General features: G+C 67.7%; 19 protein-coding genes and 1 other RNA gene. 6 read left to right on the plus strand and 14 right to left on the minus strand.

Annotated elements, in window-relative coordinates:
• Window positions 1–23: 23 nt before the first annotated feature.
• The 13 genes from ftsW to rsmI all read right to left on the minus strand — a co-directional run bounded on the left by ftsW (window position 24) and on the right by rsmI (window position 13,241).
• Window positions 24–1,256, minus strand: a complete 1,233-nt coding sequence (gene ftsW, locus PA01_05040; GenBank protein KON81066.1) for a putative lipid II flippase FtsW — start codon at window positions 1,254–1,256, stop codon at window positions 24–26.
• Window positions 1,253–2,653: a UDP-N-acetylmuramoyl-L-alanine--D-glutamate ligase gene (murD, locus tag PA01_05045; protein KON81067.1), complete on the minus strand. Its 1,401-nt coding sequence runs from the start codon at window positions 2,651–2,653 to the stop codon at window positions 1,253–1,255. The genes ftsW and murD overlap by 4 nt, the downstream gene beginning before the upstream one ends.
• The gene (gene mraY, locus PA01_05050; protein ID KON81068.1) at window positions 2,650–3,738 is read right to left on the minus strand and encodes a phospho-N-acetylmuramoyl-pentapeptide-transferase; all 1,089 of its coding nucleotides are present in this window, start codon (window positions 3,736–3,738) and stop codon (window positions 2,650–2,652) included. Before mraY ends, murD begins: the two co-directional genes overlap by 4 nt.
• 3 nt (window positions 3,739–3,741) lie before the next feature.
• The gene (locus PA01_05055) at window positions 3,742–5,145 is read right to left on the minus strand and encodes a UDP-N-acetylmuramoyl-tripeptide--D-alanyl-D-alanine ligase (protein KON81069.1); all 1,404 of its coding nucleotides are present in this window, start codon (window positions 5,143–5,145) and stop codon (window positions 3,742–3,744) included.
• Entirely contained in the window at window positions 5,142–6,650 is a 1,509-nt protein-coding gene (locus tag PA01_05060) for a UDP-N-acetylmuramoyl-L-alanyl-D-glutamate--2,6-diaminopimelate ligase (protein KON81070.1), read from the minus strand. The genes PA01_05055 and PA01_05060 overlap by 4 nt, the downstream gene beginning before the upstream one ends.
• The gene (locus tag PA01_05065) at window positions 6,647–8,401 is read right to left on the minus strand and encodes a penicillin-binding protein 2 (protein KON81071.1); all 1,755 of its coding nucleotides are present in this window, start codon (window positions 8,399–8,401) and stop codon (window positions 6,647–6,649) included. Before PA01_05065 ends, PA01_05060 begins: the two co-directional genes overlap by 4 nt.
• Window positions 8,402–8,411: 10 nt before the next feature.
• Entirely contained in the window at window positions 8,412–8,705 is a 294-nt protein-coding gene (ftsL, locus tag PA01_05070) for a cell division protein FtsL (GenBank protein ID KON81072.1), read from the minus strand.
• Window positions 8,702–9,640: a 16S rRNA (cytosine(1402)-N(4))-methyltransferase RsmH gene (gene rsmH, locus PA01_05075; GenBank protein ID KON81073.1), complete on the minus strand. Its 939-nt coding sequence runs from the start codon at window positions 9,638–9,640 to the stop codon at window positions 8,702–8,704. The genes ftsL and rsmH overlap by 4 nt, the downstream gene beginning before the upstream one ends.
• Window positions 9,637–10,080 carry a division/cell wall cluster transcriptional repressor MraZ gene (mraZ, locus tag PA01_05080; protein ID KON81074.1) on the minus strand — a complete coding sequence of 148 codons (444 nt, stop codon included), beginning with the start codon at window positions 10,078–10,080 and terminating at the stop codon, window positions 9,637–9,639. Before mraZ ends, rsmH begins: the two co-directional genes overlap by 4 nt.
• A 282-nt stretch (window positions 10,081–10,362) precedes the next feature.
• Window positions 10,363–10,790: RNase P RNA component class A (gene rnpB / locus PA01_12045), an RNA gene on the minus strand.
• Between the two features lie 23 nt (window positions 10,791–10,813).
• Window positions 10,814–11,236 (minus strand): hypothetical protein, encoded by a 423-nt coding sequence (locus PA01_05085; GenBank protein ID KON81075.1) that lies wholly within the window; start codon window positions 11,234–11,236, stop codon window positions 10,814–10,816.
• 12 nt (window positions 11,237–11,248) lie between these two features.
• Window positions 11,249–12,283, minus strand: a complete 1,035-nt coding sequence (gene pyrC, locus PA01_05090; protein ID KON82316.1) for a dihydroorotase — start codon at window positions 12,281–12,283, stop codon at window positions 11,249–11,251.
• Between the two features lie 97 nt (window positions 12,284–12,380).
• On the minus strand, window positions 12,381–13,241 hold the full coding sequence (gene rsmI, locus PA01_05095; protein ID KON81076.2) for a 16S rRNA (cytidine(1402)-2'-O)-methyltransferase: 861 nt from the start codon (window positions 13,239–13,241) through the stop codon (window positions 12,381–12,383).
• On the opposite strand from rsmI, the gene PA01_05100 reads away from it, so the two are divergent.
• From PA01_05100 to PA01_05110, 3 genes are all read left to right on the plus strand, one after another.
• A complete protein-coding gene (locus PA01_05100) occupies window positions 13,240–13,659 on the plus strand; it encodes a YraN family protein (GenBank protein KON81077.1) in 420 nt (139 codons plus the stop codon). The genes rsmI and PA01_05100 overlap by 2 nt on opposite strands.
• A 97-nt stretch (window positions 13,660–13,756) precedes the next feature.
• The gene (locus tag PA01_05105; protein KON81078.1) at window positions 13,757–14,353 is read left to right on the plus strand and encodes a phosphoheptose isomerase; all 597 of its coding nucleotides are present in this window, start codon (window positions 13,757–13,759) and stop codon (window positions 14,351–14,353) included.
• Entirely contained in the window at window positions 14,350–14,991 is a 642-nt protein-coding gene (locus PA01_05110; protein ID KON81079.1) for a BON domain-containing protein, read from the plus strand. Before PA01_05105 ends, PA01_05110 begins: the two co-directional genes overlap by 4 nt.
• Window positions 14,992–15,221: 230 nt before the next feature.
• Here PA01_05110 and mpl read toward each other — a convergent pair whose 3' ends face one another.
• Complete coding sequence (gene mpl / locus PA01_05115) at window positions 15,222–16,580, minus strand: UDP-N-acetylmuramate:L-alanyl-gamma-D-glutamyl-meso-diaminopimelate ligase (protein ID KON81080.1); 1,359 nt, start codon at window positions 16,578–16,580, stop codon at window positions 15,222–15,224.
• 97 nt (window positions 16,581–16,677) lie between these two features.
• Here mpl and PA01_05120 point away from each other — a divergent pair, with 97 nt between their 5' ends.
• From PA01_05120 to aroQ, 3 genes are all read left to right on the plus strand, one after another.
• Complete coding sequence (locus tag PA01_05120; GenBank protein ID KON81081.1) at window positions 16,678–17,280, plus strand: hypothetical protein; 603 nt, start codon at window positions 16,678–16,680, stop codon at window positions 17,278–17,280.
• The gene (locus PA01_05125) at window positions 17,277–17,825 is read left to right on the plus strand and encodes a TlpA family protein disulfide reductase (protein KON81082.1); all 549 of its coding nucleotides are present in this window, start codon (window positions 17,277–17,279) and stop codon (window positions 17,823–17,825) included. The genes PA01_05120 and PA01_05125 overlap by 4 nt, the downstream gene beginning before the upstream one ends.
• Before the next feature lie 62 nt (window positions 17,826–17,887).
• Complete coding sequence (gene aroQ, locus PA01_05130) at window positions 17,888–18,379, plus strand: type II 3-dehydroquinate dehydratase (protein ID KON81083.1); 492 nt, start codon at window positions 17,888–17,890, stop codon at window positions 18,377–18,379.
• Window positions 18,380–18,394 lie beyond the last annotated feature (15 nt).

An 18,394-nucleotide genomic window follows, 5' to 3' on the forward strand; every position in this document is an offset into this window, starting at 1 on the left:
CTTGGGGCGGCCCGGCGAAGTGCTCATGCTCCCGTCCCCCGCTTCAACTGACGCACTTCCCAGTCGACGCGCAGCAGGATCGCCAGCGCGAGGCAGTTCGCGACGATGCCCGAGCCACCGAAACTCATCAGCGGCAGCGTCAGTCCCTTGGTCGGCAGCAAACCCATGTTGACGCCCATGTTGATGAACGACTGGACACCGAGCCACAGTCCGATGCCCATCGCGACGAGGCCGGAAAAATAGCGCTCCAGCTTGACTGCCTCGCGCCCGAGGACGAGCGCGCGATGAATCAGGATCGCGAACAGCGCGATGACCGTCAGCACTCCAGCGAACCCGAGCTCCTCGGCGATCACCGCGAGCAGGAAATCCGTGTGCGCCTCGGGCAGGTAGAACAGCTTCTCGACGCTCGCGCCGAGCCCCACGCCGAACCATTCCCCGCGGCCGAACGCGATCAGCGCGTGCGACAGCTGGTAGCCTTTGCCGAACGCGTCCTGCCACGGATCCATGAAGCCGAAAATGCGGTCGCGGCGGTACGGCGACAGCCAGATCAGCAGCATGAAGCCGATCACCGCGACGAGCGCGAGCAGCGCGAACACCCGCACGTTGATGCCGCCGAGGAACAGCACGCCGAACGCGATCGCGGTGATGACGACGAAAGCGCCGAAATCGGGCTCGCCGAGCAGCAGGAAGCCGACCAGCAGAATCATCGCCGCCATCGGCAGGAAACCGCGCCGAAAACTGCCCATGTCGGGCAACTTGCGCACCGTGTAGTCAGCGGCATACAGCGCGACGAACAATTTCATCAGCTCGGACGGCTGCAGGTTCAGCGGACCGAGCGGCAGCCAGCGCTGTGCGCCGTTGACCTCGCGGCCGACGCCCGGAATCAACACGACGATCAGGAGCAGGAGCCCAACGAGGAACAGCCACGGCGCGAGGCGCTGCCACTGGCGCATCGACAGCTGGAACGCGGCGAGGCCGGCGCCGACCCCGACCGCCAGGAACATCGCGTGCCGCAACAGGAAGTAATGCGACTGGTGGCCGGTGAAGCGGCTGCCTTCGGCGGTCGCGATCGACGACGAATAAACCATCACCAGCCCGATCAGCAGGAGCCCCGCCGCCGGCCAGATCAGCAGCGGATCGAGTTCGCGCTGCGAATCGGCCGGGCGCATCAGGCGGTCGACGGCGCGGCTCGTCTGCGTGCCGCCGTTTGCGTGGCGGCTCGCAAGCAAACCGGCGAACGCGCTGGCGAAGTTCATGACGCGCGCACCTCCGGCAGTCGCCGTGCCGCGGCGACGAACACTTCGGCGCGATGCGCGTAGTTGCGGAACATGTCGAGGCTCGCGCACGCGGGCGACAGCAGCACCGCGTCGCCGGGCTGCGCCTGCTCGTTGGCGCGAACCACTGCGGCGTCGAGGTCCGGAGCATGTTCGATCGCGACCGCCGACCCTTGCAGCGCCGATTCGATGCGGGCGGCATCGCGCCCGATCAGCACCACTGCCCGCGCGCGGCGCGCCACGGCTTCGCGCAGCGGCGAAAAATCCTGCCCCTTGCCGTCGCCGCCGGCGATCAGCACGACCGGACCGTCCATCCCGTCGAGCGCAGCGACGGTAGCGCCGACGTTGGTACCTTTGGAGTCGTCATAGAAGCGCACGCCATCGCCGCGCTCGGCGACCAGCTCGACCCGATGCGGCAGGCCGCGAAACGCGACGACAGCGCCGGTCAGGCGCTGCGGCGCGAGGCCGAGGCCGCCTTCGCACAAGGCCAGCGCGGCGAGCGTATTGGCGGCGTTGTGCCGGCCGGCAAGCGGCAGGTCGGCCAGCGCGAGCAGGCGCTGCGATCCGCGCACGAGCCACGCGTCGCCGGCAATCTCCGCAATGCCGTAGTCGTCCGGCGCCCGCGGGGCCGAAACACCGAAGCGGATCAGCGGGCGTCCGGGCAACGCCATCGCCGCGACCCGCGCGTCGTCGCAGTTGAGCACCTGCACGCCGGCGCCTTCGAAGATCGCGGCCTTGGTGGCAGCGTATTCGTCGACGTCGGCATAGCGATCGAGATGGTCGTCGGTGACGTTGAGCACGGTCGCGGCCTCGGGGTCGAGCGCCCGCATCGTCTCGATCTGGAAGCTGGACAGCTCGAGCACCCAGCACTCGGGCAGCGGTGCGCCCTGTGCCAGCCGGTCCATCAGCACGTCGAGAGCGGCCGGGCTGATGTTGCCCGCCGCCACCGAATCCACCCCTGCCGATTGCGCGAGAGCCGCAGTGAGCGCGGTGGTGGTGGTCTTGCCATTGGTGCCGGTGATCGCGAGGATGCGGGTCTGCGCCCGTACACCGAGCTCGTCGAGCGCTTCCGCGAGCAGGCTCATCTCGCCGGTCAGCGGCAATCCGCGGCGGCGCGCTTCGGCGGCGACACCGACGCGCGGATCGAGCCCCGGACTGAGCGCGACCAGCTCGATGCCGCTCAGCACCTCGGCACCGAAGCTGCCGACGACAATCTCGGCGAGCGGCGCATCGGCACGCAGCGCGTCGAGCCCGGGCGGCGTTTGCCGGCTGTCGGCAACCCGCAGGCGCGCGCCGCGCAGCGCGCACCAGCGCGCCATCGCCAGCCCGGACTCGCCCAGCCCGAGCACCAGAACGTGTTTTCCGGTCAGTGCGCTCATCTCAGCTTCAGCGTCGACAGGCCGAACAGGACCAGCATGATCGTGATGATCCAGAAGCGGACCACCACCTGGGTTTCCTTCCAGCCGCCCAGCTCGTAGTGGTGATGAAGCGGCGCCATGCGGAAGATGCGCTTGCCGCCGCTGGCCTTGAAATACAGCACCTGGACCATCACCGACAGCGTCTCGGCGACGAACAGCCCGCCCATGATGAACAGCACGATCTCCTGGCGCACGACGACCGCCACCGTGCCGAGCGCCGCGCCGAGCGCGAGCGCGCCGACGTCGCCCATGAACACTTCGGCCGGATACGCGTTGAACCACAGGAAGCCGAGCCCGGCGCCGGCGAGCGCACCGCAGAACACCGCGAGTTCCCCGGCACCGGCGATGTACGGCACGCCGAGGTACTTCGAGAACCCGGCATGGCCGGCGACATAGGCGAAGATCGCCAGGGCGCCGGCGACCATCACGGTCGGCATGATCGCGAGGCCGTCGAGGCCGTCGGTGAGGTTCACCGAGTGGCTCGTGCCGTTAATGACGAAATACGACAGCGCGACGAATCCCAGCATTCCGAGCGGGTAGGACACGGCCTTGAAGAACGGCACGATCAGCTCGGTCTGCGCCGGTTCGTTCGCCGTCAGGCCGAGGAACAGCGCCGCGGCGAGCGCGATCAGCGACGTCCACAGGTATTTCCATCGGCTCGCCAGCCCTTTCGGATCGCGATGCACGACCTTGCGCCAGTCGTCGACCCAGCCGACCGCGCCGAAACCGAGCGTCACGAGCAGCGTCACCCAGACGTACTGGTTGCGCAGGTCGCCCCACAGCAGCGTCGTGACGGCAATCGCGATGAGGATCAGCGCCCCGCCCATCGTCGGCGTGCCGGCTTTCGTCAGGTGCGACTTCGGCCCGTCGTCGCGCACTGCCTGGCCGATCTTCTTCGCCGCTAGCCAGCGGATCACCGCCGGCCCACACGCGAACGAGATCAGCAGCGCGGTCATCGCGGCCATGACCGTGCGCAACGTGATGTAGCCGAACACATTGAAGGCGCGGATGTCCTGGCCCAGCCAGAGGGCGAATTCGAGCAGCATCGATTACTTTGTTTCCGTTGAGGGGGCGCCATTGTGCACCGCCACAAGGGCGTCCGCCACCCGTTCCATGCGCATGAAGCGCGAGCCTTTGACGAGCACCACGGTGTCGCCATCGAGCTTTCGCGTCAGCGCCGCGACCAGCGCTTCGGCGCTCGCGAAATGGCGCCCGCCTTCGCCGAAGTTGCTCGCCGCGACCGCGCTCATTTCGCCGAGCGCGAACAGCGCGTCCACGCCCTTGCTTTTGGCATAGCCGCCGATCTCGTCGTGCACCTGCGCGCTGGTCCAGCCGACTTCGCCCATGTCGCCGAGAACGAGGATCTTGTGCCCCGGCGTGGCCGCGAGCACGTCGATGCCGGCGCGCAGCGAATCGGGATTCGCGTTGTAGCTGTCGTCGAGGATCACCGCACCGTTGGGCCCGCTACGGCGCTGCAGCCGTCCCCGAGTGCCGGCGTAGGCGGCGAGCCCGGCAGCGATCGCCTCGGGACTCGCTCCGGCCGCAAGGCACGCTGCAGCGGCTCCGGCCGCATTCCTGGCGTTGTGCTCACCCGGCACTTGCAGGTCGACGACGATGCGCCCTGCCGGAGTCGTCAGCTCGAGGTGGGAGCCGAGGCCGCGCAGCGTGCATTCGCCGGCGACATCGGCGTGCGGTGTCAGCGAAAAGGTGAGCGTCCGGCGCCCCGCATTGAGCTCCCGCCAGTACCGCGCCTGCAAATCGTCGACATTGATGACTGCAACGCCGTCCGGCCCGAGCGCGTCGTAGATTGCACCTTTTTCGCGGGCGATCTCGATCACCGTCCCCATCCCCTGCAGATGCGCACGCTGCGCATTCGTCACGATCGCGACGGTCGGCCGCGCGAGGCCGGCGAGGTAGGCGATTTCGCCGGGCCGGTTCATGCCCATCTCGACGACGGCGGCGCGGTGACTGCTGCGCAGTTCGAGCAGCGTCAGCGGCAGGCCGATGTCGTTGTTCAGGTTGCCGGCCGTCGCCAGCACCGCGTCCGCGCGGCAACCGTCGCGCCGCGCCCGCTCGTGCAGGATCGCCGTGCACATTTCCTTGACCGTCGTCTTGCCGTTGCTGCCGGTGACCCCGATCACGGGCAGCTCGAAGCGCGCGCGCCAGTAAGCGGCGAGCCGCCCGAGGGCCAGCCGCGTGTCGTCGACGACGAGCAGCGGCAACGGCGACGGCTCGGGTTGCGTGCCGGCCCACCGCGCATCGACGAGCGCCGCTGCCGCCCCTTCGGCCGCCGCCTGAGCGACGAATTCATGGCCGTCGAAACGTTCGCCGCGCAGCGCGACGAAAAGCTGCCCGGCCGTGATGTTGCGGCTGTCGGTTCCCACCGAGCTGAACTGTCCCGGTGTCGTCGCGACGACACCCAGAGCTTGCGCCGCTTCGTGCAGCGTCATCATTGGTCTGCTCCCTGGCTTCGATTCCATGCGTGCACCGCGAGTCGCGCCTGCTCGACGTCCGAGAACGGCAAGCGCACGCCCAGCACCTCCTGGTAAGGCTCATGCCCCTTGCCGGCGAGCACGATCACGTCGTTGGCCCCCGCTTCGCCGACCGCAATGCGAATCGCCTGGGCGCGATCGACGACCCGTTCGGCGTTCGGACCGGCGCCCTGCACGATCGCGTCGATGATCTTCAGCGGATCCTCGCTGCGCGGGTTGTCGCTGGTGACGATGACGCGGTCAGCCAGGGCGCGCGCGACATCTCCCATCATCGGCCGCTTGCCCGCGTCGCGGTCGCCCCCGCAGCCGAACACGCACACGACGCGCCCGCCCCGCCCCTGCGCGGTGCTGCGCACCGCCTCGAGCACCTGGGCGAGCGCGTCGGGCGAGTGCGCGTAGTCGATGACCACCAGCGGCTCGCCAACGCCGCCCACCAGCTGCATGCGCCCGGCCGGCGGCGTCAGCCGCGACACGCTCCGCAGGATGTCGTCCATCGGCACCTCGCGGACCAGCAGCGATCCGATCACCGCCATCAGGTTCGAGACATTGAATGGCGCGACCATGCGCACCTGCACGTTATGGTGCCCGCCGTCCCAACCGAGCACGAAGCGCAGGCCCGACGGAACGTTCTGTTCCCCCGCCGCAACCAGCACCCGCGCCCCCGGCACCGCGCCACTGCGCTCCGCGAAGCGCGTATACCCGATCACCGGCATGCCGCCGGCCGCGAGCCGCCGCGCCTGGGCGAGGCCGAAATCGTCGTCGAAATTGACGACCGCGGCACCGATGCCCGGCAGGTCGAACAGGCGCGCCTTGGCGGCCGCATAGGTTTCCATGCTGCCGTGGTAATCGAGATGATCGCGGGTCAGGTTCGTAAACACCGCGACGTCGAACTCGACGCCATTGACGCGCTCCTGGTCGAGCCCGATCGACGACACTTCCATCGCCGCCGCATCGGCACCGTCGGCGACGAACGCGGCGAGCATGCGCTGCACCTCGAGCGCGTCGGGCGTCGTGTTGCCGCTATCGACGAGCTCGTCGGGGAAACCGCAGCCCAGCGTACCGATGACGCCGCAGCGCAGGCCCAGCCCTGCCAGCGTCGCGGCGAGCCACTGGCTCACCGTCGTCTTGCCGTTGGTCCCGGTCACGCCGGCGACCCACAGCTTGCCCGACGGACGGGCGTGGATCTCGTGCGCGAGAAAGCCGCCGACGCTGCGCAAACCCCGTACCGCCACGGCCGGCACCGGCAGCGCGTCGAGCCGCATGCCGTCGCTGTCGTCCCACAGCACCGCAGCGGCGCCGCGCTCGACCGCCGCGGAAACGTAGCGGCGACCGTCAGTCGCGAATCCGGGCCACGCGGCGAACAGCTCGCCGGGTTGCAGGCGACGCGAGTCGGCGGTGATGCCGTGCGCGGCGACACCGGCCAGGCGCAGCCGTTCGAGGATTTCACGGGCGCGAGCGGCGCTCACCTGCCCCCCCGGGCGGTTCGTGCCTGTTCCGCCTTGCCGCTGACCTGCAGCGGAACGAGCGGCGCGTCCGGCGCTACGCCCAGGACCCGCAACGCCCCTTCGGTGATCTGCGCGAAAATCGGCGCCGCGACCGTCCCGCCAAAATATTGACCGGCAGAAGGTTCATCGATCATCACCGCTACGATAAGTCGCGGGTCGGACGCCGGGGCGAAACCGACAAAGGACGATACATATTTGTTCGCGTATCGCCCGCCCTCGAGCTTGTGCGCCGTGCCGGTCTTGCCGGCAACGCGGTAGCCGCGGATCTGCGCGCGCGGCGCGGTGCCGCCCGGGCCGGCCGCGAGCTCGAGCATGTACCGCACCTCGCGCGCCGTATCGACCGAATACACGCGCTTGCCGGCAGCCAGCGGGACATCAACGCGCGTCAGCGAAAGCGGCAGCAGCTCGCCGTCGCGGGCGAACGCGAGATAGGCGTGCGCCATCTGGATGAGGCTCACGGAAATGCCGTGGCCGAACGACATCGTCGCCTGTTCGATCGGTTTCCACGTCTTCACCGGACGCAGCCGCCCGCCCGCTTCGCCGGGAAACCCGAGATCGAGCGGAGTGCCGAAACCGAGCTCGTTGAACATCCGCCACATTTCCTCCGGCGCGAGGTTCATCGCCATCTTCACCGTGCCGACGTTCGACGATTTCTGGATCACTTCGGCCACGGTCAGCGGGCCGTGCCGGTGCGAGTCGGAAATCGTCGCCCGCCCGATCGACACCCGCCCCGGCGCAGTATCGATGACGGTCATCGGCTCGACCTTGCCGCGCTCGAGTGCGAGGCCGACGATGAAAGGCTTCATCGTCGAGCCCGGCTCGTACGTGTCGGTGAACACGCGGTTGCGCAACTGCGCGCCGCTGAGGTTGGTACGGTTGTTCGGGTTGTAGGTCGGCGCGTTGACCAGCGCCAGCACTTCGCCGGTGCGCACGTCGAGCACCACCGCCGCGCCCGCCTTGGCTTTGTGCGTCTGCATCGCCTGGTTCAGCGCTGAATAGGCGAGATACTGGATCTTCGCGTCCATCGCCAGCACGAGGTCCTGCCCGTCGTGCGGCGGACGGATCGCCTCGACATCCTCGACGACCTGGCCGCGCCGGTCGCGGATGACCCGGCGCGCGCCGGGCGTGCCGGTCAGCAGCTTGTCGAACGCGAGCTCGACACCTTCCTGGCCCTTGTCGTCGACGCCGGTGAAACCGAGCACGTGCGCCATCACTTCGCCGCCCGGGTAATAGCGCCGGTATTCCTGCTGCTGATGAATGCCGGGAAGCTTCAGCGCGGCGATTTCCTGCGCGAGTTCGGGCGACAGCTGGCGCTTCAGATAGACGAAATCGTGACTCGTCGCGAGCCGTCCGTTCAGCTCCTCGACACTCGTTTCAAGCAGCTCGGCGAGCTTGCGCGCGTCCGCCGGCGACAGCCGCGCATCCGACGGAATCGCCCAGATCGACCGCACCGGCGTGCTGATCGCCAGCACGTCGCCGTGCCGGTCGATGACGCGGCCACGCGTCGCCGGCACCTCGATCGCGCGGGCGTAGCGCGATTCGCCCTTCGCCTGCAGGAACTCGTTGTTGAACCCCTGCAGATACAGCGCGCGTCCGACCAGCGCCAGCAGACAGGCGAGAAGGGCGGACATCACCAGCCGCGACCGCCATGCCGGAAGACCGTTCTTCAGCAACGGGTTGTGGTTGAAAGGCAACGGGCGCTGTTTTCTCATGCGCACGTCCTCACTCCGGCAGCCCTGGTCCGGCGGACGCGTGCCCGCCCTCCACCGTGAGCACCTGTCCCGGTGCAGGAGGGCGCATGCCGATCCGTTCGCGCGCGATCTTCTCGACGCGCGCATGCGCGGCCCAAGTGCTTTGTTCGAGCTGCAGCTGCCCCCACTCGACTTCCAGGCCCTGGGCGCGGGCCTGTTCCCGCTCGAGCTCCGAGAACAGCTTGCGCGCCTGATGCTGGGCCGCGACGACCCCGAGCGCGCTGCTCACGACGAGCGCGACCAGAAACGCGTCGGCGCGGATCATGCTGCGCCCCCGGTACGTTCGGCGACGCGCATCACGGCACTGCGCGAGCGCGGATTGGCGGCGACTTCGGCCGGCCCCGGCCGCTGGCTCTTGCCGACGAGCCGCAGGCGCGGCTGCGGCAGTTCGGCCGCCCGCAGCGGCAGCCGCGCCGGCAGCTGCGGCGGACGCGATTCGCCACGCATGAAGCGCTTGACGATGCGGTCTTCAAGCGAATGGAAACTGATCACCACCAGCCGGCCGCCGGGCTTGAGCCGCTCGACCGCCGCCGGCAGCACTAGCGACAGCTCTTCGAGTTCCTGATTGATGAAAATCCGTAGAGCTTGAAAGCTGCGCGTCGCCGGATGCTGCCCCGGCTCGCGTGTACGGACCGCTTTTTCCACGATCTCGGCAAGCTGTCGAGTGGTTGCGACAGGCCCCCCTGCCCGAGCAGCTGCAATCGCCTTTGCAATCGCATAAGCAAACCGTTCTTCCCCATAATCCCTGAGCACCTCGGTGATTTGCGCGACCGATGCATCGGCCAGCCATTGCGCCACGGTCTGCCCGCGGCTCGTATCCATCCGCATGTCAAGCGGCGCGTCGAAACGAAAACTCATGCCGCGCGCCGCCTCGTCGAGCTGCGGCGACGACACGCCCAGATCGAGCAATACGCCGTCGACATGTTCCAGCCCGAGCCGGTCGAGCTCCTCGGCGAACGCGCTGAACGGTGCGTGGACGACGGTCAGCCGCGGATCGGGCAACGCGCGCGCGACCTCGATCGCGCGCGGATCGCGGTCGAACGCGACCAGCCGTCCCCCGGCATCGAGCTTCGCGAGGATGGCCCTGCTGTGGCCGCCACGCCCGAACGTGCCATCGACATAGACTCCGCCGGGCCTGACCGCCAATGCCTCGACGGCCTCGGCGAGCAGCACGGTGACGTGTTGCGGCGCGGCACTCACAGCGCCAGGCTCTCGAATCCGGGGGGGAGCGCGTCGCCCGACAGCGACAGCATCGTCTCCTGCTGCGCCTGCCAGCCCGCATCGGACCAAAGCTCGAAATGGGCGCCCTGCCCGACCAGCCAGACCTGTTTTTCGAGTTGCGCCCATTGCCGCAGCGAAGCGGCGAGCAGCACCCGCCCGGCCGCATCGAGGACGTCTTCCTGGGCGAAACCGACCAGCAAGCGCTTGAAGGCTGAGGTGCGCGGATCGAAACCGGGCATCGCCGCAATCCGGTCGCGAATCGGCTCCCAGGCCAACAGCGGATAAACGAGCAGGCACTTATGGGGGTGGGCAGTGATCACCAGAGGCGCGCCATCGGGGACGAGTGCGTCACGGTGCCGGGCCGGAATCGCGAGACGACCCTTCGCATCGAGACTGAGCGCAATGGCTCCCTGGAACATTCATCCCCCGCAATTCTTCTTCGAGTGAAACGTCGTATGACACTTTGACCCACCGATCCCCACCGGTTCCCACTCTAGAGGAAAGGTAAACCCCGGTCAAGCCGCACCAGCGGAGTTTTCCGTTGCGACACAATGACTTATGGAAAGTATGAAGACTCCGTATAAACCCTGAAAAATCAAGGCCTATAATGGATTCCGATGAAGGATGGATAAGATACAGGTAGGAATTACCCGGCGTGGGGCTACCCCATAACCGCGATGACAGAGTACTTGTCCGAAGGGATGGGAAGTCCGCCGATAAGCCGGGTTCTGTCGAGCGCCTGCGACTCGCATCACAGGCGCCGGGCAGTCATTCCTCTGGGCGCCGCGTTGCCGCGGCGCTCAAGCAGCCTACCCGGGAGCAGCGCGAGCAACGCCATTGCTCCCCTATTTGGCCTTGCCCCGGATGGGGTTTGCCGTGCCAGTCCTGTCGCCAGTCCTGCGGTGGGCTCTTACCCGACGAAGCTTGCACCCCGTCCGCAACGACGCTCGACGCGCGCTGCGCACCATTTCACCCTTGCCTGATCTCCTCGCGGAGCCATCGGCGGTTTGCTCTCTGTTGCACTTTCCGTCGCCTCACGACGCCCGGCCGTTAGCCGGCATCCTGCTCTGCGGGGCCCGGACTTTCCTCCACGCGCACGAATGCACGCAGCGACTGCCTGGCGAACTTCCCGCGGCGATTATACGCGCCCGCTCACTGCGCCGCGGGGATAAAAGCGGCAGCGCCTTCCTGCAACTCGAACGTGCCGACGAGCGGTCCTGGCGGCGTTCCGGCAGCGTTTTCCCAATCCTGCACCTCGCATCCGGCCGTACTGACGAGGTACCAGCGATCCCCCTGATGCAGCGCCCATAGCCGGTCGCCGGCTTCGAACACTTCGAGGCGTGTCAGCTCGGTGCTGTCAGGATGGATCGCGACGCGCCGCTGGCACTGTGGCAGGCGCGACGCGATGACGGCCTGATTCACCGTGCTGCGCCAGAAATACGGCTTTTCGCGCACCAGGATCAACGCGTGCTGGCTGCCGTCGATGACGTAGGCGGTGGCGCTGTTCTCGCAGGCGGCCAGCGCCGGCAGCATCGCGAGCGCAACGAGGGCACGCAGCACGACGGACGGGCTCATCGCGACGTCCTGTCAGAGCATGCGCCAGGCGACCGTTTCGCCGGCGCGCAGCGGCACGAGCGGATCGTCGTGCAGGTATTCGTATGCGTTCGGCACCTGCCACGCGTCTTTCGCCAGCGTGATTCGCTCGGTGTTCGGCGCAAGACCGTAGAACGCGGGACCGTTCAGGCTCGCGAAAGCCTCGAGCCGGTCGAGCGCTCCGGCCTGCTCGAAAGCCTCGGCGTACAGTTCGATCGCGGCGTGCGCGGTGTAGCAGCCGGCGCAGCCGCAGGCCGCCTCTTTCGCAGCGCGCGAATGCGGCGCGGAGTCGGTGCCGAGGAAGAACTTCGCGTTGCCCGAGGTCGCCGCTTCGACCAGCGCGCGGCGGTGGGTTTCGCGCTTGAGCACCGGCAGACAGTAATGATGGGGGCGGATGCCGCCGGCGAAAATCGCGTTGCGGTTGAGCAGCAGGTGATGGGCCGTCACGGTCGCGCCGACGTTCGGCCCGGCGTCCTGCACGAAGCGCGCGGCCTCGGCGGTGGTGATGTGCTCGAAGACGACACGCAGCGCGGGAAAGCGCGCCACCAGCGGCGCCAGGACCTGCTCGATGAATACCTGCTCGCGGTCGAACACATCCACGTCGCCGTGCGTGACTTCGCCATGCACGCACAGCACCATGCCGAGCTTTTCCATGCGTTCGAGCACCCCATGGACTTTTTCGATGCCGGTCACGCCCGCGTCGGAGTTCGTCGTCGCGCCGGCCGGATACAGCTTCACCGCGACGACTGCGCCGCTCGCATTCGCGCGGTCGATTTCGTCGGGCGACGTGTTGTCGGTGAGGTACAGGCTCATCAGCGGCTCGAAGCGCACGCCGGACGGCACCGCGGCGACGATGCGCGCACGGTATGCGAGCGCCTGCGCGGCCGTCGTCACCGGCGGACGCAGGTTCGGCATGATCAGCGCGCGAGCGAAGCGGTGCGCGGTATGCGGCACGACGGTCGCCAGGGCTGCGCCGTCGCGCACGTGCAGATGCCAGTCGTCGGGGCGGATCAGGGAAATCGTCTGCATGATCTTCGATTCGAAAGAGAAGCCCGGATAGGGGAAATTCGGAGAAGGGAAGCTGGAGCGCGGTTCGGCATGCGGCGCAGGCAATTATAGTCGCGCTTCACTGTCCCCTGAGTTCCAGCGCCCGCGCATAGAGCGCGTTTTTCGGCGCGCCGGTGATCTCGGCTGCAAGCCGTGCGGCGGTCTTCACCGGCAGCTCCGCGATCAGCAGCGCCAGCACGCGCTCGGCCCGCGGATCCAGGCCTTCGCGCGCGGGCGCACCGGACACCACCAGCACGAATTCGCCGCGCATGCGGTTCGCGTCCTCCGCCAGCCACGCAGGCGCAGCGGCGAGCGGCACGCGCACGATCTGCTCGAACAGCTTCGTCAGCTCGCGCGCGATGACGATCTCGCGCTCGGCTTCGAGCACTGCGGCGAGGTCCGCGACGCATTCGGCGATGCGATGCGGGGACTCGTAGAACACCAGCGGCACCGCGACGGCGCGCAGCGCGTCGATGTCGGCGCGGCGCGCGGCGGACTTCGGCGGCAGGAAGCCGACGAATTGAAAGCCGTTGTCGACAAAGCCGGCTGCCGACAGCGCGGCGATCGCGGCGCACGGGCCGGGAATGGGCACGATCGGGAACCCCGCCTCGCGCACTCGCGCGACTGCGCGCGCACCGGGGTCGGAGATCGCCGGCGTGCCGGCGTCGCTGATCAATGCGACGTGCTGCCCCGCCTGCAGCATGCGGATCACCTGCCCGGCGGCCGCCTGCTCGTTGTGCTCGTGCAGCGCGACGAGCCGCGTATTGATGCCGAGCGCATCGAGCAGGCGCTGACTGTGGCGCGTGTCCTCGGCCGCGATGACTTCCACGCCCGCCAGCACGGCTTGCGCACGCGCGCTGATGTCCTGCAGGTTCCCGAGCGGCGTCGCCACCACATACAATGACGGCGTACTTGAAAGGGGCGAGGAGCCGTGAGCCATGAAGGGTGACCGGAACGTGAACGAAGGCACCATTGTCGGCGCCCCCGCAACGCGGAAGCAAGCGTCGGGAGCGGCAGCCGAAGCGCTCGCCGAACGCTTCCTCGTCCGCCGCGGGCTCGTCGTGCTGGCGCGCAACGTGCGTTGCCGTGGCGGCGAGATCGATCTGGTGTGCCTCGACCACGGCATCGTCGTGTTCGTCGAAGTGCGGCTGCGCACGAACCTCCGCTTCGGCGGCGCCGCGGCCAGCATCACGCCGGCCAAGCAGCGCCGCGTCGTCCTCGCCGCGCGATGGTGGCTGGCCGGCGCGGGCCGCCGTCACGCCGGACGCCCCTGCCGTTTCGACGCGGCGCTGCTCGCCGATCTCGACGAGGACGGCGTCGAATGGCTGAAAGCCGCGTTCGACGCCGATGGATCATAGGCACGACGTCCGCCGCTTCACCGCTCGCCGGTGCGACGCGGCATCCGCGCGCGCATGCTAGACTTTTGCCCCCGATGAAGTGACCCGAAGGCCTTCCATGGACCTCATCCATCGCATCTCCAGACAGTTCGAAGACAGCGCGCGCGTCAAGCTCGAAGCGCTCGAAGCGCTCGCCGCGCCGATTGCCGGAGCTGTGGAAATCATGATCGGCAGCCTGTTGAACAACGGCAAGATCCTCGCGTGCGGCAACGGCGGCTCGGCCGCCGACGCGCAGCATTTCGCGGCCGAACTGGTCAATCGCTTCGAGATGGAACGCCCGCCGCTCGCGGCGATCGCGCTGACGACCGACACCTCGACGCTGACGTCGATCGCCAACGACTACGACTTCACGCAGGTATTCTCCAAACAGGTGCGGGCGCTCGGACATCCCGGCGACGTGCTGCTCGCGATCTCGACGAGCGGAAACTCGCCCAACGTCATCGAGGCGATCGCGGCCGCGCACGAACGCGAAATGCGCGTCATCGCGCTGACCGGCAACGGCGGCGGACAGATCAACGCCCTGCTCGGCGACGACGACGTCCATCTGTGCGTTCCGGCACAGCGCACCGCCCGCATCCAGGAAGTTCACCTGCTGACCCTGCACTGCCTGTGCGACGGCATCGATTGTCTGTTACTCGGAGTAGAAGACCAATGAGCGAATCACGCCCGCAAGTCACCCGCCGCACCTTCCTTCTCGGCCTGACTGCCGCCGCTGCGCTGCCAGTCCTGCAAGGTTGCTTCCCCCTCGTCGCCGGCGGCGTCGGCGCCGGGGCGGCGATGGTCGCCGACCGCCGCACGTCGGGGGCCTACGTCGAGGACGAAGGGATCGAATGGCGCGCCGCGAGTGCGTTGCGCGACCGGATGGGCGACGCCGTGCATATCAACGTGACTTCGTTCAACCGCAACGTTCTCCTCACCGGCGAAGCGCCGAGCGAAGCGCACCGGACCGAAATCGAACGTGTCGTCAGCGGCGTGTCGAACGTGCGCGGCATCACGAACGAAGTGCAGGTCGCCGGCATCGCGTCGCTGACGTCGCGCAGCAACGACTCGGTCATCACGTCGAAAGTCAAGGCCCGCTTCGTCGATGCCGCGACCTTCGGCGCCCACCACGTCAAAGTCGTCACCGAAGCCGGCACCGTCTATCTGCTCGGCCTGGTCACGCGCCGCGAAGCCGATGCCGCGACCGACGTGGCGCGCACGACGTCCGGGGTGCGCAAAGTCGTGCGGGTGTTCGAATACATCACCGACCAGGAAGCGCGCCGACTCGACGGCCAGCGCAGCACCGGGACGTAACCCGGGTTTTGCGACCCCGCAGCGGTCGCGCTGCGGCCGGCGGCTATTGACGACGCAAACCGATACCGCTCGGGCTGAATTGGTCGAAGCCTTGCGAGCTCCCTTCGACCAGCGTCCTGAGCGAAGTCGAAGGGCTCAGGGAAAACCGTTGTCTTGCCAGCGCCGTTCAACGAGCCTGTCCTGCGCGAGGCCGACGGGCTCAGGACGAACGGTTGTACTTGATTGCTGCCTTAACAGCTTCCCGGGCGCGCGAGCGCGGCGAGCAGCCGGTCATGGACGCCGCCGAATCCCCCGTTGCTCATCACCAGCACATGATCTCCCGGACGCGCCGCCGCCGCGACATCGGCGACGAGCCGGTCGAGATCGGCGTACGTCGCACCGCGTTCGGCGAGCGGCGCGAGCGCCCCGGCCACGTCCCACCCCAGGCCATGCGCGTAGCAATAGACGCGGTCCGCCTGCGCCAGGCTCTGCGGCAGCCGGTCCTTCATGACGCCCAGCTTCATCGTGTTGGAGCGTGGTTCGAGCACTGCCAGGATGCGGCCTGCGGGCTCGCGGCGGCGCAGGCCTTCGACGGTCAGCGCGATCGCGGTCGGATGATGGGCGAAGTCGTCGTACACGGTGATGCCGCGGACCTTTCCGCGCACTTCCATGCGGCGCTTGATGCCTTGGAAACCGGCCAGACTCGCGATCGCCTGCGCCGGGGTCACACCGACATGACGGGCGGCGGCGATCGCCGCGAGCGCATTGCTGCGGTTGTGGCTGCCGCTCATCGGCATCGCCACGCTGCCGACGATTTCGTCGCGCAGGCAGAATACCGCTTCGCCCTCGTCGGCACCCGCTGCCGCGGACCACTGCGCTCCGGCGCCGAACCATTCGAGCTCGGACCAGCAACCGCGCCCCACGACGCGCTTCAGGCTCTCCTCGTCGGCGTTCGCAATAATCCGTCCCGAAGCGGGAATCGTGCGCAACAGATGATGAAATTGCGTTTCGATCGCGGCCAGATCGCCAAAGATATCCGCATGATCGAACTCGAGATTGTTCAGGATCGCGCTGCGCGGCCGATAATGGACGAACTTCGATCGCTTGTCACAGAACGCCGTGTCGTATTCGTCGGCCTCGATGACGAAGAATGGAGAATCGGTCAGACGCGCCGAAACGCCGAAGTTCCCCGGCACGCCGCCGACGAGGAAACCCGGCTCGAGCCCGGCATCCTCGAGCATCCACGCGAGCATCGACGTCGTCGTCGTCTTGCCGTGCGTCCCGGCGACCGCGAGCACCCAGCGCCCCTGCAGCACGTGTTCGGCCAGCCACTGCGGCCCCGACACGTACGGCAGGCCGCGATCGAGAATCGCCTCGAGCAGCGGATTGCCGCGCGACACCGCGTTGCCGACGACGTAGAGGTCCGGCGCGAGATCGAGCTGCGCGGCGTCGTAGCCTTCCGTCAGGCCGATGCCCTGGGCTTCGAGCTGCGTACTCATCGGCGGGTAGACGTTCGCGTCGCAACCGGTGACGGTGTGCCCTGCCGTGCGGGCCAGCAGCGCGACACCTCCCATGAAAGTGCCGCAGATGCCGAGAATGTGGATATGCATGAAAACTCCGGGAGCCGGGCGGCGTCTCAAGGTGATTGAAACCCGCCCGTGTAGAATGGGCGGCATTCTACATCGACCGTCTGCCGGACTCGCGACCATGACTTCCCGCGCGAATGCTTCCCGAAGCGGCAACCTGCGGCGCGGAGTTGCCGCGCTCGCCGCCCGCATGATGGCCGAGGACGGCATCAGCGACTTCGGCTTCGCTAAACGCAAGGCGGCCCGCCAGCTCGGCATTTCCGAGTCCGAGGCGCTGCCGAACAACGCCGAGATCGAAGCCGAGCTGCGCGCATGGCAGGCGCTGTACCAAGATGAAGAGCAGCCCGAGCGGCTGCTCGAAATGCGCCGCGCGGCGATCGAGGTGATGCGCCTGCTGGGCGAATTCCGGCCCTACCTCACCGGGGGCGCACTCGACGGCACTGCCGGGCGCTACACCGAAGTCGACATCGAGCTGTATCCCGAAAGCGCCAAGGACGTCGAGATCTTCTTCCTCAACCACGACATCGGCTACGAACACCGCGAACCGCGACGCGGTGCCGCGAACGCTCCGGAAGCGATCCTGAGCTTCGACTGGGGCCACGTGCCGATCAGGCTGTCGCTCTATACCGCGCAGGCCGAGCGCGTCAGCCGCCGCAACATTGAGCGCGCTCGCCTGCCGGCAGTCGAAGCGCTCGTTCAGGCCAGCGAAGGCCGGAGCGCATGAAAGGGATCGGCGCGCGTCACCTCATCGTCGTCGCCGTCGCGGTGCTCGCCGCACTCGCCGGTTTCCTGGTTTCCCGCAGCACGTCCGATCCGGCCCCGACTACGCAGGTCGATCCCACAGCGGGGAACACGATTCTCGCGCTGACGCTGCCCGATTCGCACGGCGAGCTGCAGGCGCTGCAGCAATGGCGCGGCCGCGTGCTCGTCGTCAACTTCTGGGCGACATGGTGTCCGCCGTGCCTGACCGAAATTCCGGATTTTGCCGCGGTCAGCCGCAGTTTCGCGGATTCCCCGGTGCAGTTCGTCGGCCTCGGCATCGACAAGGCCGAGAGCGTGCGAAAGTTCGGCGAAGAACACGACGTCCCGTATCCGCTGCTGATCGGCACGCCGCAAACGCTGGAGCTGACGACTGCGCTCGGAAACGCCGTGCAGGCGCTGCCCTACACGATCATTTTCGACCGCGCCGGAAAGATCGCCCACATCAAGCTCGGCACCTTGAATCGCACTGAACTAGAAGGCAAAATCCGCGCACTTCTCGACGAGTAATTCATGTAGGCGCGCCGCGCAGCACTGGACAAAATGCGGCTAATTACGGCAAACTTGCCGGCATGACGCGCCAAAAACGCAGTAAAAACCCAGATGCGGCGCCCCCGCCGCAGCCCCGGATCCTGGTCCTGCACGGACCGAACCTCAACCTTCTCGGCACCCGGGAGCCCGACGTCTACGGACGCACGACGCTTGCCGACATCCACTCCGCGATGGAAGCCCGCGGGCGCGCCGACGGGGTTCTGGTCGAGTCGTTCCAGAGCAACCACGAAGGTCAGCTGATCGACCGCGTCCAGGCGTCGCCGCTCGAAGAAGTCAGCTTCATCATCCTCAATCCGGCCGCTTACGCTCATACCAGCGTCGCGTTGCGCGACGCCCTCCTCGCGGTCGCGATCCCGTACGTCGAGGTGCATCTTTCGAACATTCATGCGCGGGACGCGTTCCGGCATCACTCCTATTTTTCCGACTGTGCAGCCGGCGTGATCTGCGGACTGGGGCCCTACGGCTACCTGGCCGCGCTCGAATACGCGCTGTCGCAGCTGCGGAAACCCTGACACAAACCCCCGGGC

Origin of the sequence: Azoarcus sp. PA01, assembly GCA_001274695.2 — a bacterium.
Classification (GTDB): Bacteria; Pseudomonadota; Gammaproteobacteria; order Burkholderiales; family Rhodocyclaceae; genus Aromatoleum.

What these genes read in the sequence shown, in the direction of transcription:
- ftsW (KON81066.1), bottom strand. Translation starts at nt 1,256, where the DNA reads ATGAACTTCGCCAGCGCGTTCGCCGGTTTGCTTGCGAGCCGCCACGCA.
- PA01_05100 (KON81077.1), top strand. Translation starts at nt 13,240, where the DNA reads ATGAAGGGTGACCGGAACGTGAACGAAGGCACCATTGTCGGCGCCCCC.
- PA01_05065 (KON81071.1), bottom strand. Translation starts at nt 8,401, where the DNA reads ATGAGAAAACAGCGCCCGTTGCCTTTCAACCACAACCCGTTGCTGAAG.
- aroQ (KON81083.1), top strand. Translation starts at nt 17,888, where the DNA reads ATGACGCGCCAAAAACGCAGTAAAAACCCAGATGCGGCGCCCCCGCCG.
- ftsL (KON81072.1), bottom strand. Translation starts at nt 8,705, where the DNA reads ATGATCCGCGCCGACGCGTTTCTGGTCGCGCTCGTCGTGAGCAGCGCG.
- mpl (KON81080.1), bottom strand. Translation starts at nt 16,580, where the DNA reads ATGCATATCCACATTCTCGGCATCTGCGGCACTTTCATGGGAGGTGTC.
- PA01_05110 (KON81079.1), top strand. Translation starts at nt 14,350, where the DNA reads ATGAGCGAATCACGCCCGCAAGTCACCCGCCGCACCTTCCTTCTCGGC.
- mraZ (KON81074.1), bottom strand. Translation starts at nt 10,080, where the DNA reads ATGTTCCAGGGAGCCATTGCGCTCAGTCTCGATGCGAAGGGTCGTCTC.
- pyrC (KON82316.1), bottom strand. Translation starts at nt 12,283, where the DNA reads ATGCAGACGATTTCCCTGATCCGCCCCGACGACTGGCATCTGCACGTG.
- rsmI (KON81076.2), bottom strand. Translation starts at nt 13,241, where the DNA reads ATGGCTCACGGCTCCTCGCCCCTTTCAAGTACGCCGTCATTGTATGTG.
- murD (KON81067.1), bottom strand. Translation starts at nt 2,653, where the DNA reads ATGAGCGCACTGACCGGAAAACACGTTCTGGTGCTCGGGCTGGGCGAG.
- PA01_05120 (KON81081.1), top strand. Translation starts at nt 16,678, where the DNA reads ATGACTTCCCGCGCGAATGCTTCCCGAAGCGGCAACCTGCGGCGCGGA.
- PA01_05125 (KON81082.1), top strand. Translation starts at nt 17,277, where the DNA reads ATGAAAGGGATCGGCGCGCGTCACCTCATCGTCGTCGCCGTCGCGGTG.
- PA01_05055 (KON81069.1), bottom strand. Translation starts at nt 5,145, where the DNA reads ATGATGACGCTGCACGAAGCGGCGCAAGCTCTGGGTGTCGTCGCGACG.
- PA01_05105 (KON81078.1), top strand. Translation starts at nt 13,757, where the DNA reads ATGGACCTCATCCATCGCATCTCCAGACAGTTCGAAGACAGCGCGCGC.
- PA01_05085 (KON81075.1), bottom strand. Translation starts at nt 11,236, where the DNA reads ATGAGCCCGTCCGTCGTGCTGCGTGCCCTCGTTGCGCTCGCGATGCTG.
- mraY (KON81068.1), bottom strand. Translation starts at nt 3,738, where the DNA reads ATGCTGCTCGAATTCGCCCTCTGGCTGGGCCAGGACATCCGCGCCTTC.